Annotated in this window: 20 protein-coding genes; 15 read left to right on the forward strand and 5 right to left on the reverse strand. The window is 33.7% G+C overall.

Features of this window, described 5'->3' with window-relative positions; all coding sequences use genetic code 11:
- Positions 1–34: 34 nt before the first annotated feature.
- The 4 genes from VKY41_RS06760 to VKY41_RS06775 all read right to left on the reverse strand — a co-directional run bounded on the left by VKY41_RS06760 (position 35) and on the right by VKY41_RS06775 (position 5,367).
- On the reverse strand, positions 35–1,804 hold the full coding sequence (locus tag VKY41_RS06760) for a MutS-related protein (protein WP_500813677.1): 1,770 nt from the start codon (positions 1,802–1,804) through the stop codon (positions 35–37).
- A 93-nt stretch (positions 1,805–1,897) separates the two neighbouring features.
- Positions 1,898–2,644, reverse strand: a complete 747-nt coding sequence (locus VKY41_RS06765; protein ID WP_500813678.1) for a succinate dehydrogenase/fumarate reductase iron-sulfur subunit — start codon at positions 2,642–2,644, stop codon at positions 1,898–1,900.
- An 8-nt stretch (positions 2,645–2,652) separates the two neighbouring features.
- Positions 2,653–4,665, reverse strand: a complete 2,013-nt coding sequence (locus VKY41_RS06770) for a fumarate reductase/succinate dehydrogenase flavoprotein subunit (RefSeq protein ID WP_500813679.1) — start codon at positions 4,663–4,665, stop codon at positions 2,653–2,655.
- Between the two features lie 15 nt (positions 4,666–4,680).
- Positions 4,681–5,367: a succinate dehydrogenase cytochrome b subunit gene (locus VKY41_RS06775; RefSeq protein WP_500813680.1), complete on the reverse strand. Its 687-nt coding sequence runs from the start codon at positions 5,365–5,367 to the stop codon at positions 4,681–4,683.
- 310 nt (positions 5,368–5,677) lie between these two features.
- Between VKY41_RS06775 and VKY41_RS06780 the strand changes: the two genes are divergently transcribed.
- The 3 genes from VKY41_RS06780 to VKY41_RS06790 all read left to right on the forward strand — a co-directional run bounded on the left by VKY41_RS06780 (position 5,678) and on the right by VKY41_RS06790 (position 8,308).
- The gene (locus VKY41_RS06780) at positions 5,678–6,970 is read left to right on the forward strand and encodes an aminopeptidase P N-terminal domain-containing protein (protein WP_500813681.1); all 1,293 of its coding nucleotides are present in this window, start codon (positions 5,678–5,680) and stop codon (positions 6,968–6,970) included.
- Between the two features lie 236 nt (positions 6,971–7,206).
- The gene (locus VKY41_RS06785; RefSeq protein ID WP_500813682.1) at positions 7,207–8,001 is read left to right on the forward strand and encodes an alpha/beta fold hydrolase; all 795 of its coding nucleotides are present in this window, start codon (positions 7,207–7,209) and stop codon (positions 7,999–8,001) included.
- Between the two features lie 43 nt (positions 8,002–8,044).
- Complete coding sequence (locus VKY41_RS06790) at positions 8,045–8,308, forward strand: DUF1660 family phage protein (protein WP_500813683.1); 264 nt, start codon at positions 8,045–8,047, stop codon at positions 8,306–8,308.
- A gap of 139 nt (positions 8,309–8,447) precedes the next feature.
- Here VKY41_RS06790 and thiL read toward each other — a convergent pair whose 3' ends face one another.
- Positions 8,448–9,494: a thiamine-phosphate kinase gene (thiL, locus tag VKY41_RS06795; protein WP_500813684.1), complete on the reverse strand. Its 1,047-nt coding sequence runs from the start codon at positions 9,492–9,494 to the stop codon at positions 8,448–8,450.
- 377 nt (positions 9,495–9,871) lie between these two features.
- Between thiL and VKY41_RS06800 the strand changes: the two genes are divergently transcribed.
- From VKY41_RS06800 to VKY41_RS06855, 12 genes are all read left to right on the forward strand, one after another.
- Positions 9,872–10,201 carry a HesB/IscA family protein gene (locus VKY41_RS06800; protein ID WP_500813685.1) on the forward strand — a complete coding sequence of 110 codons (330 nt, stop codon included), beginning with the start codon at positions 9,872–9,874 and terminating at the stop codon, positions 10,199–10,201.
- Between the two features lie 54 nt (positions 10,202–10,255).
- Positions 10,256–11,704, forward strand: coding sequence for a Fe-S cluster assembly protein SufB (gene sufB, locus VKY41_RS06805; RefSeq protein WP_500813686.1), 1,449 nt, complete (start codon positions 10,256–10,258; stop codon positions 11,702–11,704).
- Between the two features lie 54 nt (positions 11,705–11,758).
- Positions 11,759–12,163 carry a hypothetical protein gene (locus VKY41_RS06810; RefSeq protein WP_500813687.1) on the forward strand — a complete coding sequence of 135 codons (405 nt, stop codon included), beginning with the start codon at positions 11,759–11,761 and terminating at the stop codon, positions 12,161–12,163.
- Positions 12,164–12,230: 67 nt separating this feature from the next.
- Positions 12,231–12,983 carry a Fe-S cluster assembly ATPase SufC gene (gene sufC / locus VKY41_RS06815; protein ID WP_500813688.1) on the forward strand — a complete coding sequence of 251 codons (753 nt, stop codon included), beginning with the start codon at positions 12,231–12,233 and terminating at the stop codon, positions 12,981–12,983.
- Between the two features lie 155 nt (positions 12,984–13,138).
- Positions 13,139–14,452, forward strand: a complete 1,314-nt coding sequence (gene sufD / locus VKY41_RS06820; RefSeq protein ID WP_500813689.1) for a Fe-S cluster assembly protein SufD — start codon at positions 13,139–13,141, stop codon at positions 14,450–14,452.
- Between the two features lie 169 nt (positions 14,453–14,621).
- A complete protein-coding gene (locus tag VKY41_RS06825; protein WP_500813690.1) occupies positions 14,622–15,848 on the forward strand; it encodes an aminotransferase class V-fold PLP-dependent enzyme in 1,227 nt (408 codons plus the stop codon).
- Between the two features lie 52 nt (positions 15,849–15,900).
- Positions 15,901–16,698 (forward strand): META domain-containing protein, encoded by a 798-nt coding sequence (locus VKY41_RS06830; RefSeq protein ID WP_500813691.1) that lies wholly within the window; start codon positions 15,901–15,903, stop codon positions 16,696–16,698.
- Positions 16,699–16,749: 51 nt separating this feature from the next.
- Positions 16,750–17,172, forward strand: a complete 423-nt coding sequence (locus VKY41_RS06835; protein ID WP_500813692.1) for a SufE family protein — start codon at positions 16,750–16,752, stop codon at positions 17,170–17,172.
- 76 nt (positions 17,173–17,248) lie between these two features.
- Positions 17,249–17,575 carry an iron-sulfur cluster assembly protein gene (locus VKY41_RS06840; RefSeq protein ID WP_500813693.1) on the forward strand — a complete coding sequence of 109 codons (327 nt, stop codon included), beginning with the start codon at positions 17,249–17,251 and terminating at the stop codon, positions 17,573–17,575.
- A 14-nt stretch (positions 17,576–17,589) separates the two neighbouring features.
- On the forward strand, positions 17,590–19,425 hold the full coding sequence (locus VKY41_RS06845) for an ABC transporter ATP-binding protein (RefSeq protein ID WP_500813694.1): 1,836 nt from the start codon (positions 17,590–17,592) through the stop codon (positions 19,423–19,425).
- Positions 19,426–19,443: 18 nt separating this feature from the next.
- Positions 19,444–19,956 (forward strand): DUF2480 family protein, encoded by a 513-nt coding sequence (locus VKY41_RS06850; protein ID WP_500813695.1) that lies wholly within the window; start codon positions 19,444–19,446, stop codon positions 19,954–19,956.
- A gap of 118 nt (positions 19,957–20,074) precedes the next feature.
- On the forward strand, positions 20,075–20,790 hold a 716-nt coding region (locus VKY41_RS06855), incomplete at its 3' end, for a DUF3078 domain-containing protein (RefSeq protein ID WP_500813696.1).

The following is a 20,790-nucleotide window of genomic DNA, read 5'->3' on the forward strand; positions in this document are numbered from 1 at the left end:
CTGCTAGCTTATAAAACCTAGCAGGTCTTTTTTTTTAAATAATTTCCATCTTTTTCAACAAAAAGCTCGCATTCATATTCTGGCAAATTCCATCTTTAAACTTATAATCGAAGAAGAGTTCGTCGTTCACAATTTGAGCATCAAAGAAGTGGTTTTTTACTTCGGTTAATTCCTTAGAAATTTCACATAAACTTAAATCGTGTGTTGCAATAATTCCAGTAGCATTACCTGCCACCAATTTCTCTACAAACTTACGTGAGCCAATAGCTTTATCAGTGGAGTTGGTTCCTTTTAAAATCTCATCTAGAATAATAAAATAGGGTTCCTTAGCAATCTCATCAACAATAAACTTTAATCGTGTTAATTCTGAAAAGAAATAAGAACTATCATCTGTTAATGAATCGGTGGTACGCATGCTTGTAATTAGTTTTACAGGCGTGTATTTACTCGATTTAGCACAAACTGGCAATCCTGCGTTGGCCATAACTATATGTAAAGAAACAGTCCTTAAAAAAGTGCTTTTCCCTGCCATATTAGCACCGGTAACTATAAAAAACTCTTGATTATGAATATTTAAATCACTGTCAACTCTTTTATTCCTTTTCAATAAAGGATGGCCTAAACCAACCGCTTCAATAACACTTTTGTTTTTTACAAGTTCAGGAAAAACATAGTCCGGATGATTAAAGGAATAATTTCCTAAGGTATTATAAGCATCAAAAAATGAAACCACTTCAAACCAATTAGAAACGGTTGTTTTATATTGATTTATCCACTGCTCGATTTTGTAAGCATTTTTTAAGTCTAGTAAGAAAAATCCATTTCCAAAAATAGCTGAGATAAAATTATTTCTATTATCCAAAGCATCCAAATGTTTTGAAAATTGAGAAAAAATCTTTGATGCTCTTTTATGTTCCTGTTGAATTTGAATTTGCTTGTTTTTCAGTAATTCTGAAGAAAACGTTTCGTTTTCAATTTGATTTAAAAGCAAAGCATACTGTCTAAAAGTATCCCTAACCTTATCGGTATTACTTGCTAAAACATTAATTTTTTTTAAGAAAACTCCGGTAAGTAACAGGCCTAAAATTAACCAATAACCAACAAAGCTCAAGTCGATTATTTTAAACATGCTAAGCCCAATTAAAATTAAAGATAAAGTAGAAAACACCATTGGAACCCAAGAGATTATTTTAGGTAAAAACATTTTATGAGAAGTTAGCCATTGGATAATTTTTACCGCAGGAGTTTCAGCCTGAATTAAAGTAGCTACCGCTGAAAAATTTTGTCGCCACTCTGGCTTAGCTGCCAACTCCTTAATCGCGTTTTGCTTTAACTCGATGTCTTGAATATCATTAGCTATTAAGGCTTGAGCAAGTTTTTCGGCGCCCTCGTTAATTGTTGTTCTATTTATAAATTGAAAGAAGGACCCCCTTCCAAATAAGTCGATATCTAAACTATAATAGTGCAGTGGATCTTGAAATCTCTTTCCAGAGTTTCGATGATGAAAATCACCTGAAGCAATTTTTAATTCTTCTTCATTAATAGCGACTAGAGCTTTACTTACATCTCTTAAACGCTTAACATCGGTGTATTTTGAAAGCAGAAAGATAAAAACCAAAACGCCAATAATACCAATGGCAACGGAGATCTGCCAAAAAGTAAAAGTGGCATATACACCTACACCAGTAATTAAAAAAACAAGCAGTCTTAAACTACTCATCCCAATAAGTTTTTTATTGAATTTCTTTAGGTCCTGCTGATGTTTTTCAAGTTGAACTTTATAAAAAGTTTGTGGATTACTCATAACAAAAATTGAATTGTAAAGAAACAAAAAATCCCAAGACTTCACTTGGGATTTTAATTTATAAGAAATTATTCGTGTTTGTTTCGAATGATATTATCCTTTTAAACTTGCTTTTAAATACTCTCTATTCATACGAGCAATATTTTCTAGCGAGATACCTTTTGGACATTCAACTTCGCAAGCTCCTGTATTAGTACAGTTACCAAAACCTTCTTCATCCATTTGTTTAACCATATTTAAAACACGGTCTGTAGCTTCAATTTTACCTTGTGGTAATAAGGCAAACTGAGAAACTTTAGCAGATACAAATAACATAGCTGATGAGTTTTTACAACTAGCTACACAAGCTCCACAACCAATACAAGTAGCGGCATCAAATGCTTTATCTGCATCGTGCTTATTAACAGGAATGGCGTTAGCATCAATGGTATTACCAGAAGTATTTACAGAAATAAATCCTCCAGCATGTTGTATTCTATCAAAAGAACTTCTATCAACAATTAAATCTTTTATTACAGGAAAAGCTGCTGCTCTAAAAGGCTCGATAAAAATAGTGTCCCCATCTTTAAACATACGCATATGTAACTGACATGTAGTAACCCCTTTATCTGGACCGTGTGGTTCACCATTAATATGAAGTGAACACATCCCACAAATACCTTCACGACAGTCGTGGTCAAAAGCTATTGGATCTTCGTCCTTATTAATTAAGTCTTCGTTTAATACGTCCAACATTTCAAGGAAAGACATATCTGGAGAGACATCACTAACTTTATAGTCGACCATCTTTCCTTTATCACTTGCGTTTTTCTGACGCCAAATCTTCAGTGTTAAATTCATAACTTTCCTTATTTATAACTTCTTTGTTTTAATTCAATATCTTTAAACTCTAACTGTTCTTTATGTAAAACAGCATCGCTTGGCTCACCTTTATATTCCCAAGCCGCTACGTATGCAAAATTCTCATCGTCACGCTTAGCTTCACCTTTTTGTTCTCCGCTTTCTTCAACAGCATCTTCTCTAAAGTGACCTCCACAAGATTCTTCTCTATGTAAGGCATCCTTCGCAAACAGTTCACCTAATTCTAGATAATCAGCTACACGTCCTGCTTTTGCAAGTTCGTCGTTAAACCCATCGCTAGTTCCAGGAACTTTAACATCTTTCCAGAATTCTTCACGAAGTTCTCTTATTTCTTGAATGGCTTCTGTTAATCCTTTTACGTTTCTAGCCATTCCAACTTTGTTCCACATAATTTTGCCAAGTCTCTTATGGAAATGGTCTACTGTATGTTTCCCTTTATTGTTTATTAAATGATTAATTCGATCACGCACGCTTTTTTCAGCTTCATCAAACTCTTTAGTATCTGTTGGAATTTTTCCAGTTCTAATATCATTCGACAAGTAATCTCCAATCGTATATGGTAGTACAAAATAACCATCAGCTAAACCTTGCATTAGAGCAGATGCTCCAAGTCTGTTAGCTCCATGATCTGAGAAGTTAGCCTCTCCAATGGCGTATAAACCAGGAACAGTTGTCATTAAGTTGTAATCAACCCAAAGTCCTCCCATTGTATAGTGCACCGCTGGATAAATCATCATTGGTGTGTTGTACGGATCTTGATCTACGATTTTCTCGTACATCTGGAATAAGTTTCCGTATTTATTTTTTACTACTTCTTGACCTAATTGTTTTACTAAAGCCACATCATTAACATCTAAATGTCTTATTGTAGCTTGTTCTTTTCCGTAACGTTGAATAGCTGAAGCAAAATCTAAAAATACTGCTTCACCAGTTGCGTTTACACCAAAACCAGCGTCGCAACGCTCTTTTGCCGCACGTGATGCAACGTCACGAGGAACTAGGTTACCAAATGCTGGATACCTACGTTCTAAGTAATAATCTCTATCTTCTTCTTTTAAATCTACAGGTTTTAATTTCCCAGATCTAATTGCCTCAACATCTTTTTTATGTTTAGGAACCCAAATACGTCCATCGTTTCTTAAAGATTCAGACATCAATGTTAATTTAGACTGATGATCTCCAGATACAGGAATACATGTTGGGTGAATTTGTGTGTAACATGGATTTGCAAAATAAGCTCCACGTTTGTGAGCTTTCCACGCAGCAGTTACGTTAGAACCCATTGCATTGGTTGATAAGAAGAATACGTTACCGTAACCTCCAGTTCCAAGAACAACGGCATGTGCCGAATGTCTATCTATTTCACCAGTAACTAAGTTACGAGTAATAATACCACGAGCTTTTCCATCAACCATCACCACGTCTAACATTTCATGACGGTTGTACATTTTTATTTTACCACGCCCAATTTGACGGTTCATGGCTGAATAAGCTCCTAATAGTAATTGTTGACCTGTTTGACCTGCAGCATAAAAAGTTCTAGAAACTAAAACTCCACCAAACGATCGGTTATCTAATAGTCCGCCGTATTCACGAGCAAAAGGTACTCCTTGAGCCACACATTGGTCGATAATGTTTGCCGAAACCTCAGCTAAACGATATACATTTGCTTCACGAGAACGGTAATCTCCACCTTTTACAGTATCGTAAAATAATCTATAGGTTGAATCACCATCTCCTTGATAATTTTTTGCTGCGTTAATTCCCCCTTGAGCTGCAATTGAGTGCGCACGTCTTGGAGAATCTTGAAAACAAAATGCTTTTACGTTATAACCTAACTCTGCTAAAGTAGCTGCAGCAGAGCCTCCCGCTAATCCAGTACCAACTACGATAACGTCTATATTACGTTTGTTCGCTGGGTTAACTAGATTAATATTATTTTTATAATTAGTCCACTTATCTTCAATTGGACCTTCTGGTATTTTAGAATCTAAAGCCATACTAGATGTATTTTTTTATTGATTAAAGTGATGGAATAACGCAATAACGATAAATCCTAATGGAATTAGAATAGCATAAGCTTTTCCAAATCCTTTTAATCCTTTAGTGTATTTATTATTTGCTCCAACTGACTGGAAAGCAGAGTTAAAACCATGTAATAAGTGAAGTGATAAGAATACAAATCCTATACAATATAGTGCAACACGCCAAACAGGAACAAATTTATGTTGAAGCTCCTCAAAATAACGGTATCCACTATCCGCACTATTTGGATCTATTAATCCAGAGGTATCACCTTGGATATATTTAATGTTTATTTCTGGAAACCAAAAATCTATAAAGTGAATTACTAAAAAGATTAAGATAAACAAACCACTGTAAATCATGTTTCTGCTCATCCAAGTAGAATTAGCGCTTCCATTGTATTTAACGTAGCTAATTTTTCTTGCACTTTTGTTTTTAATTTCTAGAACAAACCCCATAATAAAATGAAATAACACCCCAAATAATAGTATGGGCTGCATCACATATTGTACTAACCAATTGGTACCCATAAAGTGGGACACCTCATTAAAAGTTTCGCTACTACATACAGACAGAAGGTTTATTGCAAAATGCTGTACTAAAAATATCATTAGGAAGAGTGCCGACAGTGCCATGGCAAATTTTCTTCCAATCGAAGAATTCAAAATTCCGCTCATTGTTGAAGTTTAATTTTTTTTATCAAACAAATATACGTTTCAAATAAGATTTAGACAAAGTTGTAACAATCTAAAATGTGTATTTAGAATCATTTTAATTAATGAACAAAAAAATTCCACACTTCTAAATATTAAAATCCTTTTCTTTCAGTTAAATAAATGATAAAGTACACCTGCTTTTTTCTTAGACAATAGGAAATACGTATTTTTGAGAAAATTTAGCAACCCAATTATTTATTCAAAAATAATACTGAATAGAAAGACATTTTAATATACTTCTTATTCAGAAAAACATTAATTTCTAAAACAGATGAAATACCACCCAATTAACAACAAGCTCTTTATAAAAAATCGTAAAAATTTTGCAGCTAAAATGTCTTCAAATAGTTTGGCTGTATTTAATTCTAATGATATTTATCCTATTGGCGCAGATAGCACCATGCCCTTCGAACAAAATCGTGATATCTTTTATTTAAGTGGAGTCGATCAAGAAGAGAGTGTTTTAGTACTTTACCCTGACTGCCCTAAAGAGAGTCATAGAGAAATTTTATTTCTTACTGAAACCAACGAGCATATTGCAGTTTGGGAAGGCGCAAAACTAGATAAAGAAGCTGCTTTTGAAACTTCAGGAATTAAAACTGTTTATTGGATACAGGATTTTGAGAAAATTATGCGTGAAATAATGTCTCAAGCAGATACCGTTTATATTAACACCAATGAACATTATAGAGCCAATGTTCAAACAGAAACTAGAGAAGACCGTTTCAATAAATGGTTAAGAGAAAAATATCCAGCACACAAAGTAGCAAAAAGCAACCCAATTTTACAGCGTTTACGCTCGGTTAAAGACCCAATTGAGATTGATTTAATTCAGCAAGCGTGTAACATTACAGAAAAAGGCTTTAGACGTGTATTAAACTTTTTAGAACCTGGAGTATGGGAACATGAAATTGAGGCAGAGTTTATCCATGAATTTATAAGAAACCGTTCGAAAAAATTTGCTTACACACCTATAGTTGCATCTGGAAACAATGCGAACGTATTACATTATATTGAAAACAATCAACAATGTAAAGCTGGTGATTTGGTTTTATTAGATATTGGTGCCGAATATGCTAACTATTCTAGCGACATGTCCAGAACCATCCCTGTTTCAGGAAAATTCACCAAGCGTCAAAAAGAAGTTTATAACGCTGTAAACCGCGTAAAAAATGAAGCTACAAAAATGTTAGTTCCAGGAACTATCTGGGCAGATTACCATATAGAAGTTGGAAAAATTATGACTTCAGAATTATTGGGCCTAAAATTACTAGATAAAGCCGATGTTAAAAACGAAAACCCAGATTGGCCTGCTTATAAAAAATATTTTATGCATGGAACATCCCACCATTTAGGTTTAGACACGCATGATTATGGCATTCTAACCGAACCAATGAAAGCTAACATGGTATTTACCGTAGAGCCAGGAATTTATATTCCAGATGAAGGTTTCGGAATTAGACTAGAGGACGATGTGGTTATTCAAGAGAATGGAGAACCATTTAATTTGATGAGAAACATTCCAATAGAAGCTGATGAAATAGAAGATTTAATGAACAAATAAACTCCACCTATATTTTTATTCAAAAAATAGTAAAAAAGGAGAATTTATAAAAGTAAACCCCATAACCATCAACCTTATGGGGTTTATTATTTTCTAAGTAGTTTAAATTGTATTATACCTACAAAAAAAATCTATCCCTAACCTCCATGAACTAATAATTATAGAGTAAATATTACTAGACCAAGAGCTCACAAACTATCGAGTCTTTTTATCTTTGAATAAAATAACTACAAATTATGACTGTAGAACACAAAGGCATCTCCGTTTATTTTAAAGACCAAGGATCAGGAAAACCTGTGGTTCTCCTTCATGGGTTCCTTGAAAACTCTAATATGTGGATTGATTTAATACCGGTAATATCCAAAAACCATAGAGTAATAGCTATCGATTTATTAGGCCATGGAAAAACTGGTTGTTTAGGGTACATCCACTCTATGGAGCTAATGGCAGAATGCGTAGAAGCAATTTTAACGCATTTAGACATAAAACAAAGTGTTTTTATTGGTCATTCTATGGGTGGCTATGTTGCTTTGGCTTATGCCGAAAAAAATCCAAAAGCTCTAAACGGACTTTGTCTAATGAATTCAACTTTTCTAGCAGACGATAAAGAGCGACAAAATCTGAGAACAAGAGCAAACAAGATGGCAAAAACTAATTTTGAAACTTTAGTCCGCATGTCATTTTCCAATTTGTTTAGCCTAGAAAGCAAAACAAAATTTCAAAACGAATTAAAATCTGCCTTAAACGAAGCTCTTAAAACACCTCTTCAAGGTTATATAGCTGCAAGCGAAGGCATGAAGGTTAGAAAAGACAAATCTCTTTTATTTAAAAAATTAAGTTGTAAAAAGATGGTAATTTTAGGAAAAAAAGACCCGATAATGAATGTGGGCCTACTAGAAGAGCTTTTAAAAAACACTGATGTTGAATTGGCTATACTTTCTGAAGGACATATGAGTCATATCGAAAATAAGAAAGAATTGTCTTACAATTTAGAGCGTTTCATCGAATATTCATTCCGTTTTGACTATTAACAATGTTTTTTACTTAAATTAGGAAACCCAGAACTAACTAATTATGAAAAAAACTACTACTAAACGAACTCCGCTTAAATTTTATTGCGACATATTTGGTCACAAATACAGAGAGTCCAAAAAAATAACTTCGCACGTAAGTGAATACACCTGTTCCTGTTGTAAAAAACAATTAACAACAAATAGCAATGGATCCCTGACCGAGTTAACCCCTAAGTACAAAGAAATAAACAACCTATTAGAAGACATGTACAATAGAAGGATGACCCGATTAAAAAACAAAACAGGAGTCTCATCTATTTACTAAGATTAAGAGATAGGAAGTTTTTAATACCATTTAATAATAAAACTCACTATCACGAATAATTTTCAACTTGCTAGTTGACTAGTAGGCTGGTATTAATTTAATAATACTAGTTAATAGTTTAGCTCTTGGAAAATTTCATTTACTCATTAAGAGAGTTCCATCCCTGAGCTTTTAAGGGAATGCTAGTTTCTGCTCTAGTAATTAAATGCATTCCAGCAGACTCCTCTTTCATATAGCCAATGATTGTAAAATTTGGATTAGCTTTTAGTTTAGGGAAATCCTTCTGAGAAACGGTAAACAACAACTCATAATCCTCTCCTCCATTTAAAGCTACAGTCGTGCTATCTATGTTGAATTCTTCACAAGTTGAAATTACTTGTGGATCTAAAGGAATTTTATTTTCATACAAATCGCAACCCACTTTACTATGTTTGCAAATATGTATGATTTCAGAAGACAATCCATCACTTATATCAATCATGGAAGTAGGTTTTACGCCTAATTCTTTAAGTAATTTAACAACATCCTTTCTTGCTTCAGGTTTTAATTGCCTTTCAATTATATACGTATAAGCGTCTAAATCTGGTTGATTGTTCGGGTTCACCTTAAAAACTTCTTTTTCACGTTCTAAAACTTGTAACCCCATATAAGCAGCGCCTAAATCTCCAGAAACCACTAACAAATCGTTAGGTTTTGCACCACTTCTATAAACAACATCCTTGGAATTAACAGTACCAATAGCCGTAACCGAAATAATTAAACCAGTTAAAGATGAAGTTGTATCGCCTCCAACTACATCAATATTATAAATCTCAGCCGCTGTTTCAATTCCAGCATATAATTCTTCTAAAGCTTCCAATGGAAATCTGTTGGAAACCGCTATAGAAACTGTAACTTGAGTAGCTTCAGCATTCATAGCAAAAACATCGGATAAATTTACAATTATAGCTTTATACCCCAAATGCTTTAAAGGCATGTAGCTCAAATCAAAATGCACACCTTCAACCAACATATCAGTTGTAACAACAATTTGCTTATCCTTAACTTCTAGAACAGCAGCATCATCTCCAACAGCTTTAATAGTTGTTTTTTGTTTGATAGTGAAATTTTTAGTTAGGTGGTCTATTAGGCCAAATTCCCCTAACTTTCCTAAATCAGTTTTGCCTTGGTTTTTATCTTCAATCATAACGCAAAAATAAGAAGATTTTGTACTAATTATCAAAATTAGGAGTATTTCATTTTAATAGCTTTTAAAAGTGCTTAAATTAAAATGAACATCAAGGATCTAAAATGGTCTTTTACTAGCTTCGTTTTTATCTTTTCAAAAGTATTTTAAAGAAAACTTACAAGAACGCAAAATAGCCGTCACTTTTAGTAAAAATTAAAGAATCCAAGGTACGACCTCCTTGACATAAAAAGCCCATTTTAACTACTAATCCAAGTCATATAACTACATAATAAAAGTCTATTCAACTATTTGTTAATATAATGCCATCTTACATGGTAAAATAGGACATATATTGTATCTTTGCGTTTCTATTTAGAACTAATCTATTTTAATTTATGGTAAAAGTATCGGAAACAGCAAAAAAGAAAGTTATTGAGCTTATGAGCGAAGAAGGCTATAATTCAGCAACTGACTTTGTGCGTGTAGGGGTTAAAAGCGGTGGCTGCTCTGGCTTGTCTTATGATCTAAAATTTGATAGAACACAAGAAGCTGAAGACAAGGTTTTTGAAGACAATGGTATTAGAATTATTGTTGACAAAAAAAGCTTTTTATACCTAATTGGTACCACTCTGGAATATTCCGGAGGCTTAAATGGTGCGGGATTTGTTTTTAACAACCCGAATGCCAATAGAACTTGTGGCTGTGGCGAATCATTTTCGCTTTAAGCTCATCTAATCTTCCTTCGAGGAAGACTTTTATAAATAATTATTTTAAGTAAAATGAATAAGTATACCGAAGACGATTTAAGAGAAGAGTTAAAAACCAAAGAATACGAATATGGTTTTTTCACAGATATTGAATCGGAAACATTTCCAATTGGTTTAGATGAAGATGTAATACGAGCTATTTCGTTAAAAAAGGAAGAACCTGAGTGGATGACTGATTGGCGTTTAGAAGCTTTTCGTGCTTGGCAAAAAATGGTAGAGCCAGATTGGGCTAACGTAAAATATATAAAACCAGATTTCCAGGCAATTTCATACTACTCTGCTCCAAACACAAAACCAAAATACGACAGTTTAGACGAGGTTGATCCTGAATTATTAGAAACATTTAAAAAATTAGGCATCTCTTTAGACGAGCAAAAGAAACTTGCTGGAGTTGCTATGGACATTGTTATTGACTCTGTTTCTGTGGCTACATCCTTCAAGAAAACACTTTCAGAGAAAGGAATTATTTTCTGTCCGATAAGTGAAGCTATTAGAGATTATCCAGATTTAGTAAAAAAATATATTGGAACTGTTGTTCCGCAAAAGGACAACTATTATGCTGCTCTAAACTCTGCCGTATTTAGCGACGGAAGTTTTTGCTACATACCAAAAGGAGTACGTTGTCCAATGGAGTTATCTACCTATTTCAGAATCAACCAAGGAGGGACAGGTCAATTTGAACGAACTCTTTTAATTGCCGACGAAGATAGCTACGTAAGCTACCTAGAAGGTTGTACAGCTCCAAGTAGAGATGAAAACCAACTACATGCCGCTGTTGTAGAACTTATTGCATTAGATGGAGCAGAAATAAAATACTCAACCGTTCAAAACTGGTATCCTGGAGATTCAGAAGGAAAAGGAGGAGTTTACAACTTTGTAACTAAAAGAGGAATTTGCGAAAAAAACGCGAAAATATCTTGGACTCAAGTAGAAACTGGTTCAGCTGTAACTTGGAAGTATCCAAGCTGTATCTTAAAAGGTGATAATTCTGTAGGTGAATTTTACTCTATTGCCGTAACAAACAATCATCAGCAGGCTGACACTGGAACTAAAATGATTCACTTAGGTAAAAACACAAGATCTACTATTATTTCAAAAGGAATTTCGGCAGGAAAGTCGCAGAACTCCTATAGAGGTTTGGTGAAGATTGGTCCTAATGCAGACAATGCCCGTAACTTCTCGCAATGTGACAGTTTACTAATGGGTAACGACTGTGGCGCACATACATTCCCTTACATTGAAGCAAAAAATAAATCGGCGCAAATAGAACATGAAGCAACCACAAGTAAAATTGGGGAAGACCAACTTTTCTATTGTAACCAACGTGGTATCGATACCGAGAAAGCTATTGCTTTAATTGTAAACGGATTTAGTAAAGATGTACTGAACAAACTACCAATGGAATTTGCAATAGAAGCTCAAAAACTTCTAGAAATTTCCTTGGAAGGGTCTGTTGGTTAACATAAGAACCCATTATATAGTTAAAATAAATTTCGTTTTGTTTAAATATCAATCATGAAAAAACTAATAGTCTTAATACTTGTCATTACAAGCTTTAATAGCTGCAAGAACAACACTAAGGATGAAAATGTTGCAACCGAAAACAACACTCAAGTTGAAATGAAAGGCCTTACCTTGTTAAAAGGAGATTTCGTTTATTTTGCCGATGGTGCTGTACTACAAACACCTCACGAGGTTTACGGTGTAGTGATTGATGAAAAAATGCACGAATTAGACGAGAAGGTAAAACCTTATAAAAAGGAAGCAACAGATATGATTCCTGTTGAAATTAGAGGGAAAATCATCCAAAAACCTGAAGGAGAAGAAGGTTGGCCATTCCGAGTAGAAATTAAAGAAATTGTAAATATTAGTAAACCAGATCCTAATAAAAAAGACATCATTTTAGGAGCTGAAAAATAACCTGAAAAACAAGTATTTATTTTAAGTTTTACAAAACTTAAAATTGTAATTTTTTGAATAAACAATTATGTTAAAAATTAAGAATTTACACGCAAGTGTTGAAAATAAGGCCATATTAAAAGGCATTAATTTAGAAATTAACCCTGGGGAAGTTCATGCTATCATGGGACCAAACGGTTCTGGAAAAAGCACCTTGGCGTCTGTTATTGCAGGGAAAGAAGAATACGATGTTACTGAAGGCGAAATTCTCCTATTTGATGAAAACATAGACGAATTAGGTCCAGACGAGCGTGCTCATAAAGGTATTTTCCTTTCATTTCAATATCCAGTAGAAATTCCAGGAGTTTCGGTTACAAATTTCATAAAAACAGCTATTAACGAAACTCGTAAAGCTAAAGGTTTAGAAGATATGCCTGCCAATGAAATGTTGAAACTTATCCGCGAGAAATCTGAATTATTAGAAATCGATAGAAAATTTTTATCTCGTTCACTAAACGAAGGTTTTTCTGGAGGTGAGAAAAAACGTAATGAAATTTTCCAAATGGCGATGTTAGAACCAAAACTTGCTATTTTGGACGAAACAGATTCTGGATTGGATATCGATGCCTTACGCATTGTTGCAAACGGCGTTAACAAACTAAAAAGTAAAGACAATGCAGTTATAGTAATTACGCATTATCAAAGACTTTTAGACTATATCGTTCCTGATTTCGTACACGTAATTCACAATGGAAAAATCGTGAAATCTGGCGGTAAAGAACTTGCATACGAGCTTGAAGAAAAGGGTTACGATTGGATTAAAGAAAAAGCAGACGCATAAATTAGTTTGTAGTATTCAGTTTCAAGTTAAAATTATAAACTCCCAACTGAACACACGAACAGTATTGCTTTCACAATGTATAATAGCAAACAGCACTCCATAGCAAATTCAAAAATTTTTTGATAACTGCAACTACGTGTTGAAAACTAAATTAAATGGAATTAAAAGAAAAACTCATATCCTCCTTTTTAGCATTTGAAAATGACGTGAATTTAGATTCGCACATTCACGATGTAAGAAGCGAAGCCATAAAAGTATTTGAAAACGAAGGGTTTCCAACTAAAAAGGACGAAGCTTGGAAATATACTTCTTTAAATAGTGTATTAAAACATAACTATAGCGTGTTTCCAAAACACGAAAAAAATGTTGAATACAACGAGGTAAAGAAATACTTTATTCACGAAATTGACAGCTATAAAATAGTATTTATAGACGGGAAATATTCATCCCATCTTTCGCAAACTACGCACGATGGAATTGATGTTTGCTTAATGTCTTCCGCTTTAAACAAGCCTAAATACCAAATAGTTATTGATAATTATTTCAATAAAATAGCTTCAAAAGATGGTATAAATTCTTTAAATACAGCTTTTTCTCAAGAAGGTGCTTATATTCATATTCCGAAAAACAAAGTAGTAGATAAGCCTATTCAAATTTTACATTTTTCAACAGGAAGTGAAGCTGCCTTATTAAACCAACCACGAAACTTAATTGTGGTTAACGAGAATTCGCATGTACAAATTATCGAGCGTCACCAAAGTTTAACGGACAACCCTGTTTTAACAAACTGTGTAACGGAAATTTTCGCTAACAAACGTGCTATTATCGATTATTACAAAATTCAAAACGATAACGAAAATGCTTCTTTAATTGATAACACCTTTATCAACCAAAAGCAAGAAAGTATCTGTTCTGTCCATACATTTTCATTTGGAGGAAAACTAACTAGAAACAACCTTAATTTCTACCAGAATGGCGAACGTATAGATTCAACCTTAAAAGGAGTTACAATTATAGGAAACAAGCAACATGTAGACCATAACACTTTGGTTCATCATATAGAGCCTAATTGCGAAAGTCACCAAGATTATAAAGGAATTTACGATGGTAGCTCTACTGGAGTTTTCAACGGAAAAGTACTTGTTAACAGAGATGCACAAAAAACAAATGCGTTTCAAGCAAACAACAATATATTAGTAAGCGACAAAGCCACAATTAATACCAAGCCACAATTAGAGATTTTTGCAGACGACGTGAAATGTTCTCATGGATGTACAATTGGACAATTGGACGAAAGCGCTTTATTTTATATGCAGTCTAGAGGTATTCCTGAAAAAGAAGCCAAAGCCTTATTAATGTATGCGTTTAGTAACAATGTATTGAGCTCGGTTAAAATTCCAGAGATTAAACAACGAATCAATAAAATTATAGCCACCAAATTAGGAGTTAATATTGGATTTGATCTTTAAAATTCTTTCAGAAGAAGGAATCTATTAAACACGCATCTAATATTAACAATTATTTGGAGCTATTTCCAGCTTTCGGCAGTCGCTTTTTTTGTAGGTATAACTTTTAAAAAGTCGTACCTACAAAAAAGAGCTTCACCAAATGCCTCAATCTGGGCTAAAAAATCAAACTATGTTCAACATAGAATCCATAAGAAAAGACTTCCCTATACTTTCAAGAAAAGTACATGGAAAACCTTTAGTATACCTCGATAATGGAGCCACTTCACAAACTCCAAAACAAGTTATCGACGTTATTGTAGATTACTACACCAACTACAACGCAAATATTCACAGAGGCGTCCATACATTAAGTCAAGAAGCAACTGACAAATACGAAGAAGCGAGACATAAAATACAGGCTCATTTTAATGCTAAACATGCCCATGAAATCATCATGACTTCTGGCACAACAGAGGGTATTAATTTAGTAGCAAATGGCTTTGCCTCTTTATTAAAAAAAGATGACGAAATTATTGTTTCAGCCCTAGAACACCATAGTAATATTGTGCCTTGGCAGATATTATGTGAAAAAACAGGTGCTATTTTAAAGGTCATTCCTATGAATGATTCCGGAGAACTTGTAATGGCTGAATACGATAAGTTACTTTCAAAAAAAACAAAACTTGTTTTTGTTAATCATATATCAAATGCAATAGGAACCATTAATCCTATTGAAGAAATCATTAAAAAATCCCATGCCCTTGGTGCTGCTGTTTTGATTGATGGTGCTCAAGCCTGCCCTCACGTAAAACCAGATGTACAAGCACTTGATGTAGATTTTTATGTAGTATCCGCTCATAAAATGTGTGGACCAACTGGTGTTGGTATGCTTTACGGTAAAGAAACATGGCTAAACAAACTACCTCCTTATCAAGGTGGTGGAGAAATGATAGCCGACGTTACTTTCGAAAAAACAACTTATGCCGAATTACCACATAAATTTGAAGCAGGAACACCTAATATTTGTGGAGGAATAGCTTTTGGAGCTGCCATAGACTATTTAAATGCTATAGGTTTTGAAAAAATAGAGGCTTATGAACATGAGCTTTTAGAATACGCAACAAACAAACTTTTAGAAATAGAGGGTTTAAAAATATATGGTCCAGATCAACCCGGATTAAAAAACAAAACCTCTGTAATTTCTTTTAATTTAGAAGGTATTCATCCGTACGATGTTGGCACCATACTAGACAAACTAGGAATTGCAGTAAGAACAGGTCACCATTGTGCTCAACCTATAATGGCGTACTTTAAAATACCAGGAACTATTAGAGCTTCATTTGCATTTTACAACACAAAGGAAGAAGTTGATGTATTGGTAGAAGGTGTCAAAAAAGCTAAAATGATGTTAACGTAATACTTTGGCTTCCTTTTTGTATCTTATATCAACTAACACTAAAAAAAGCAACATGAAATATTTGACAATTTTACTAAGCATTTTCACCTTTACATCATGCGGAAATTCCAAAGAGGTAACTGCTATGGAAGCTAATAAAGAAACTATGACACAAATTTCTGGAATTTATTATGTATCAACTATTGGCGAAAACAATCACGATTCTGATGAATTAACCATACAATTTGATGAACAATCGAATACTGTTTCAGGATTTTTAGGATGTAACAGATTTACGGGAACTTATACATTAGATGGAAATTCTATCTCTTTTGGTCCTCTAGCTACAACTAGGATGATGTGTGAAGAAGCTAACAACAAAATGGAACAAAACATGTTGTCAGCATTAGAAAATACGACCTCTATAAATATTGAAAATCAAGAATTATCCTTATCAAATTCTAAGGGTATTCTAATAAAAGCTACTAAAAATTCTGAATTAAAAGTTGCTCAAGAAAACAACTACATCATAGAATATACAGCTGTAAGCCGTGGACTTTTTAATCAATATATTTTTGAAAATGGCACCTTATCCATTCAAAAAGACAGAAGCTCAGCTCCTACGATGATAGCCTGTTCTAAAGAAGATAGCAATGCTATCATAGAACAAGTAAAAACTTTAGATTTAGAGAAATTAAAAACTTTAGAAGCTCCTACAGAACGTAGATTTGTAGATGCTGCAGCTATTGCTACCCTAAAAGTTATCTATAATGGTGAAACCTACGAAACCCCAAATTTTGATAATGGCGAACCAAACAAATATATAGTTTCATTAGTATCAACCCTTATGGAACTTATTGAAAAACAGTAAAAAATTGATTGTAAATATTACAAATTGTATTTTTGTATAAAATAATAAAAAGTGACCATTCAAGACATTCAAAACGAAATTATAGACGAATTTGCCATGTTTGACGACTGGGAAGAACGCTACCAGTACATGATAGATTTGGGTAAAACTTTACCCCTAATTGATTCGCAATACAAAACTGACGACCACCTTATAAAAGGTTGTCAGAGTAAGGTTTGGGTACATGCAAATTTAGAAAACAACAAGATAGTTTTTACTGCGGATAGTGATGCAATAATCACTAAAGGCGTTATAGCTATTTTAATTCGTGTGTTTTCTAATCAAAAACCAAGCGATATTATAGAAGCCAACACAGATTTTATTGATGAAATCGGTTTAAAAGAACATTTATCTCCAACACGAGCAAACGGGTTGGTAAGCATGGTAAAACAATTAAAAATGTATGCTATTGCATACCAAACACAACTTAATTAGTTTTATTGCTTGATGGAAAGTTGCACTATAAACTTTCGACTAAACATCAAACAATCTAACAAAAAAACTTATTGAAATGAGCGAAACAACCATAGATATAAACGCTTTAGGCGAGAAAATAGTTAAAGTAATAAAAACCATATACGACCCAGAAATTCCTGTAGACATCTACGAATTGGGGTTAATCTACGATGTTTTTGTTAACGAAGATTACGAAGTAAAAATTTTAATGACACTTACAACTCCTAACTGTCCGGTTGCAGAAACTTTACCTTTAGAAGTTGAAGAAAAAGTAAAATCTATTAACGAAGTGAAAACAGCGGAAGTAGAAATTACTTTCGATCCTCCTTGGTCTCAAGAATTAATGAGTGAAGAAGCCAAGTTGGAGCTTGGGATGCTTTAATTTAATAACCATACATGTCAAGACGTAAACCTACTTCATTAAAAGACGATAATAAAACAAGTATAAAATCGTCGTTTAACGCTTTAGTTTACATTCCTCGATTTTTTAAAGAAATATGGAAAGTCAACAAAAAGCTTTTTGTATTATCGGCTTTTTGCAGACTTATTGGAGCTTTGCTTCCGGTGGTAATTTTATGGTTAGGAAAACTCATTATTGATGAAATTATTTTACAAGTTTCATTAGAGACTCCTGATTACACATCACTTTGGACCTATGTAGCAACCGAGTTTGCTCTCATTATTCTATCCGATTTAATAAGCAGAGCCATCTCGTTAACTGATGGTTTACTTGGTGATGAATACAACATAGCAACGTCCATAACCATTATCAAAAAAACCAATCAAATTAATATTAGCTTATTAGAAGATTCCGAGTTTTATGATAAATTAGAACGTGCACGAACCCAAACTACAAGCCGTGTTGGACTTATGTCAAATGTTTTGGGGCAAGCCCAAAGCGCTATTTCCATTTCAACTCTTGTGGCGGGTTTAATTTATTTCGAGCCTTATTTAATTATCCTACTTGTACTGAGTATAATTCCTTCATTTATAAATGAAGTACGCTTTAGCCAACAACAATATTCCTTGGCTCGAAGCTGGACCTCAGAACGAAGAGAATTAGACTATTTAAGATTTATAGGTGCTAACGATAAAACTGCCAAAGAAATCAAGCTTTTTGGGTTAACAGATTTTGTAGTGGACCGTTTTAAAAACCTATCTAACGAATATTATCAACTTAATAAAACATTAGCAATTAAACGTTCAGCCTTAGGCTTTTTGTTTAATGTTTTAGGAACTTTAAGTTATTACGGAGCCTATATATTTATAATTTACAGAGTACTTTCAGGTGTTATTACTTTGGGTGAATTAACATTTCTATCTGGAGCTTTTAATCGTTTAACACGAAATTTACAAGACTTCTTTTCAAAATTCACACGTATTTCTGAAAGTGCATTATACTTGAAAGATTATTTTGATTTTATAGACATTTCAATTGTTCCGAAGGCTAAAGAAGATGTACCACTACCAAAGCGTATTACGCAAGGTTTTGAATTTAAAAACGTTCATTTTGCCTATCCAAATTCAGAAAAAGACATTTTAAAAGGAATAAGTTTCACCCTAAAGGCTGGAGAGAAACTAGCATTTGTAGGACAGAATGGTGCAGGGAAAACAACATTAATAAAATTATTATTACGTTTTTACGAACCTACTTCTGGTGAAATATTACTAGATGGTGTCAATATTAATCGATTTAACATTGCGGAATATCAAGAGTATTTTGGGGTTATTTTTCAGGACTTCTTTAGATACGAATTTACTGTTAGAGAAAACATAGCCATCGGAAATATAGATGAACTAGACAACCAAGAGAAAATTGAAAAGGCGGCAGAATTAAGTCTAGCAGACGATGTGGTTGCCGAACTAAAACAAGGCTACAATCAGCAATTAGGAAAACGATTTGTTAATGGACAAGAATTATCTGGTGGGCAATGGCAAAAAGTAGCCTTAGCTAGGGCATATATGAAAAATGCAGAAGTTATGGTTTTAGATGAACCCACTTCGGCATTAGATGCTAGAGCAGAAAGCGAGGTATTCGATCGATTTATTGGCCTAACTCAAGATAAAACAAGTATTATTATATCCCACAGATTTAGTACGGTTCGACAAGCGGATAGAATTTTAGTTCTAGAAGATGGAAAAGTTTTAGAGATTGGGTCTCATGAAGAACTTATAAAAAATAAAGCCTTATATGCTGAATTGTTTTCATTACAAGCAGAAGGCTATCAGTAAAACATTTACCTTTGTATTATGGCAGAAGAGATTATAAATAGAGTTGCAAACAGCAAATTAGTTGTGGTAGACCTTGAGGATTATTATCAAAAAGGTCAGCGCATTGTGTTCGATATAAAAGATTGGTTGTATGAAGGATTTGTTCTTAGGGAAAAAGATTTCAGACAGCAAGTAAGCGAGCACGATTGGTCTCAATACAAAGACTGCTACGTGGCATTAACTTGTACCACAGATGCCATTATTCCAGGTTGGGCTTATATGTTGCTTACCATGGAATTGTCAGCCTTTGCAAAAAAGACTGTTATTGGAGATTTAAACCTTTTAGAAACATCCATTTATCAAGATATTATCCAGGGTCTAGATATTGAAGAGTATCGAGATAAGCCTTTAATTATCAAAGGATGTACTAATAAACCTGTTCCAGAAAATGCTTACGTTATGCTTTCTGAAAAATTAAAACCAATAGCTAAATCCATTATGTATGGCGAAGCTTGTTCGGCCGTTCCTTTATATAAAAAACCTAAAAATTAAAACTTCTATAATTACGCCTTAAAATAAACTTAATGGCTGTTTTTTTTTGCCACGAACTCAGGTGGTCGTATATTTGTAAGCTATTTTTTATTAATATAATCCATTCAAAATGAACAAGATGACTAAAAATTTACTTTCAATCCTAGTGGTAGTTTTTACTATTTCAACTGGATTCGCGCAGACAAAAGAAGAATTAAAAGCACAAAAATCTGAAAAACAAGCAGCTGCTAGCGCTCTTCAAGCTGAAGCTGATGCATTACAAAAACAAATAGACAAATTTCCAGGTTGGAAATTTGGAGCATTTGGTACTATTGGAGCAAGTTTCTCTAATTTCAACAATTGGTATGGACAAGGATCTCCTAACAACTCTGCTGGAAATATAACTATTACAGCAAATCCTCATGCCAAATTAGACCAAGAAAAGTATTTTTGGTACAACACAGCTAACATTAACTTAAGCTGGGTGAAATTTGACGATAAAGACGATCCAAACGATGATGGCAGCTTTAGAGAATCAAGCGATGTATTTAATGTAACTTCCCTATTTGGTTATAAAATAGCTAAAAATTTAGCAGCTTCAACTTTAGGAGAATACAGAACAACCTTAATAAACAATTTTAACGATCCAGGATATTTAGATTTAGGTGTGGGTGTTACATGGACTCCAGTAGAAAATTTAGTTGTGGTAGTTCACCCACTAAACTACAACTTTGTATTTTCAGACAATGACGCTTTTTTCGAGTCATCTCTTGGAGCAAAAGTTGTTGCTAATTATAACCGTTCATTTGGAGGCTTAAAATACAACACGAACCTTTCAGCATTTATGAGTTATAA

It is taken from the genome of Xanthomarina sp. (assembly GCF_035306605.1).
Lineage (GTDB): Bacteria > Bacteroidota > Bacteroidia > Flavobacteriales > Flavobacteriaceae > Xanthomarina.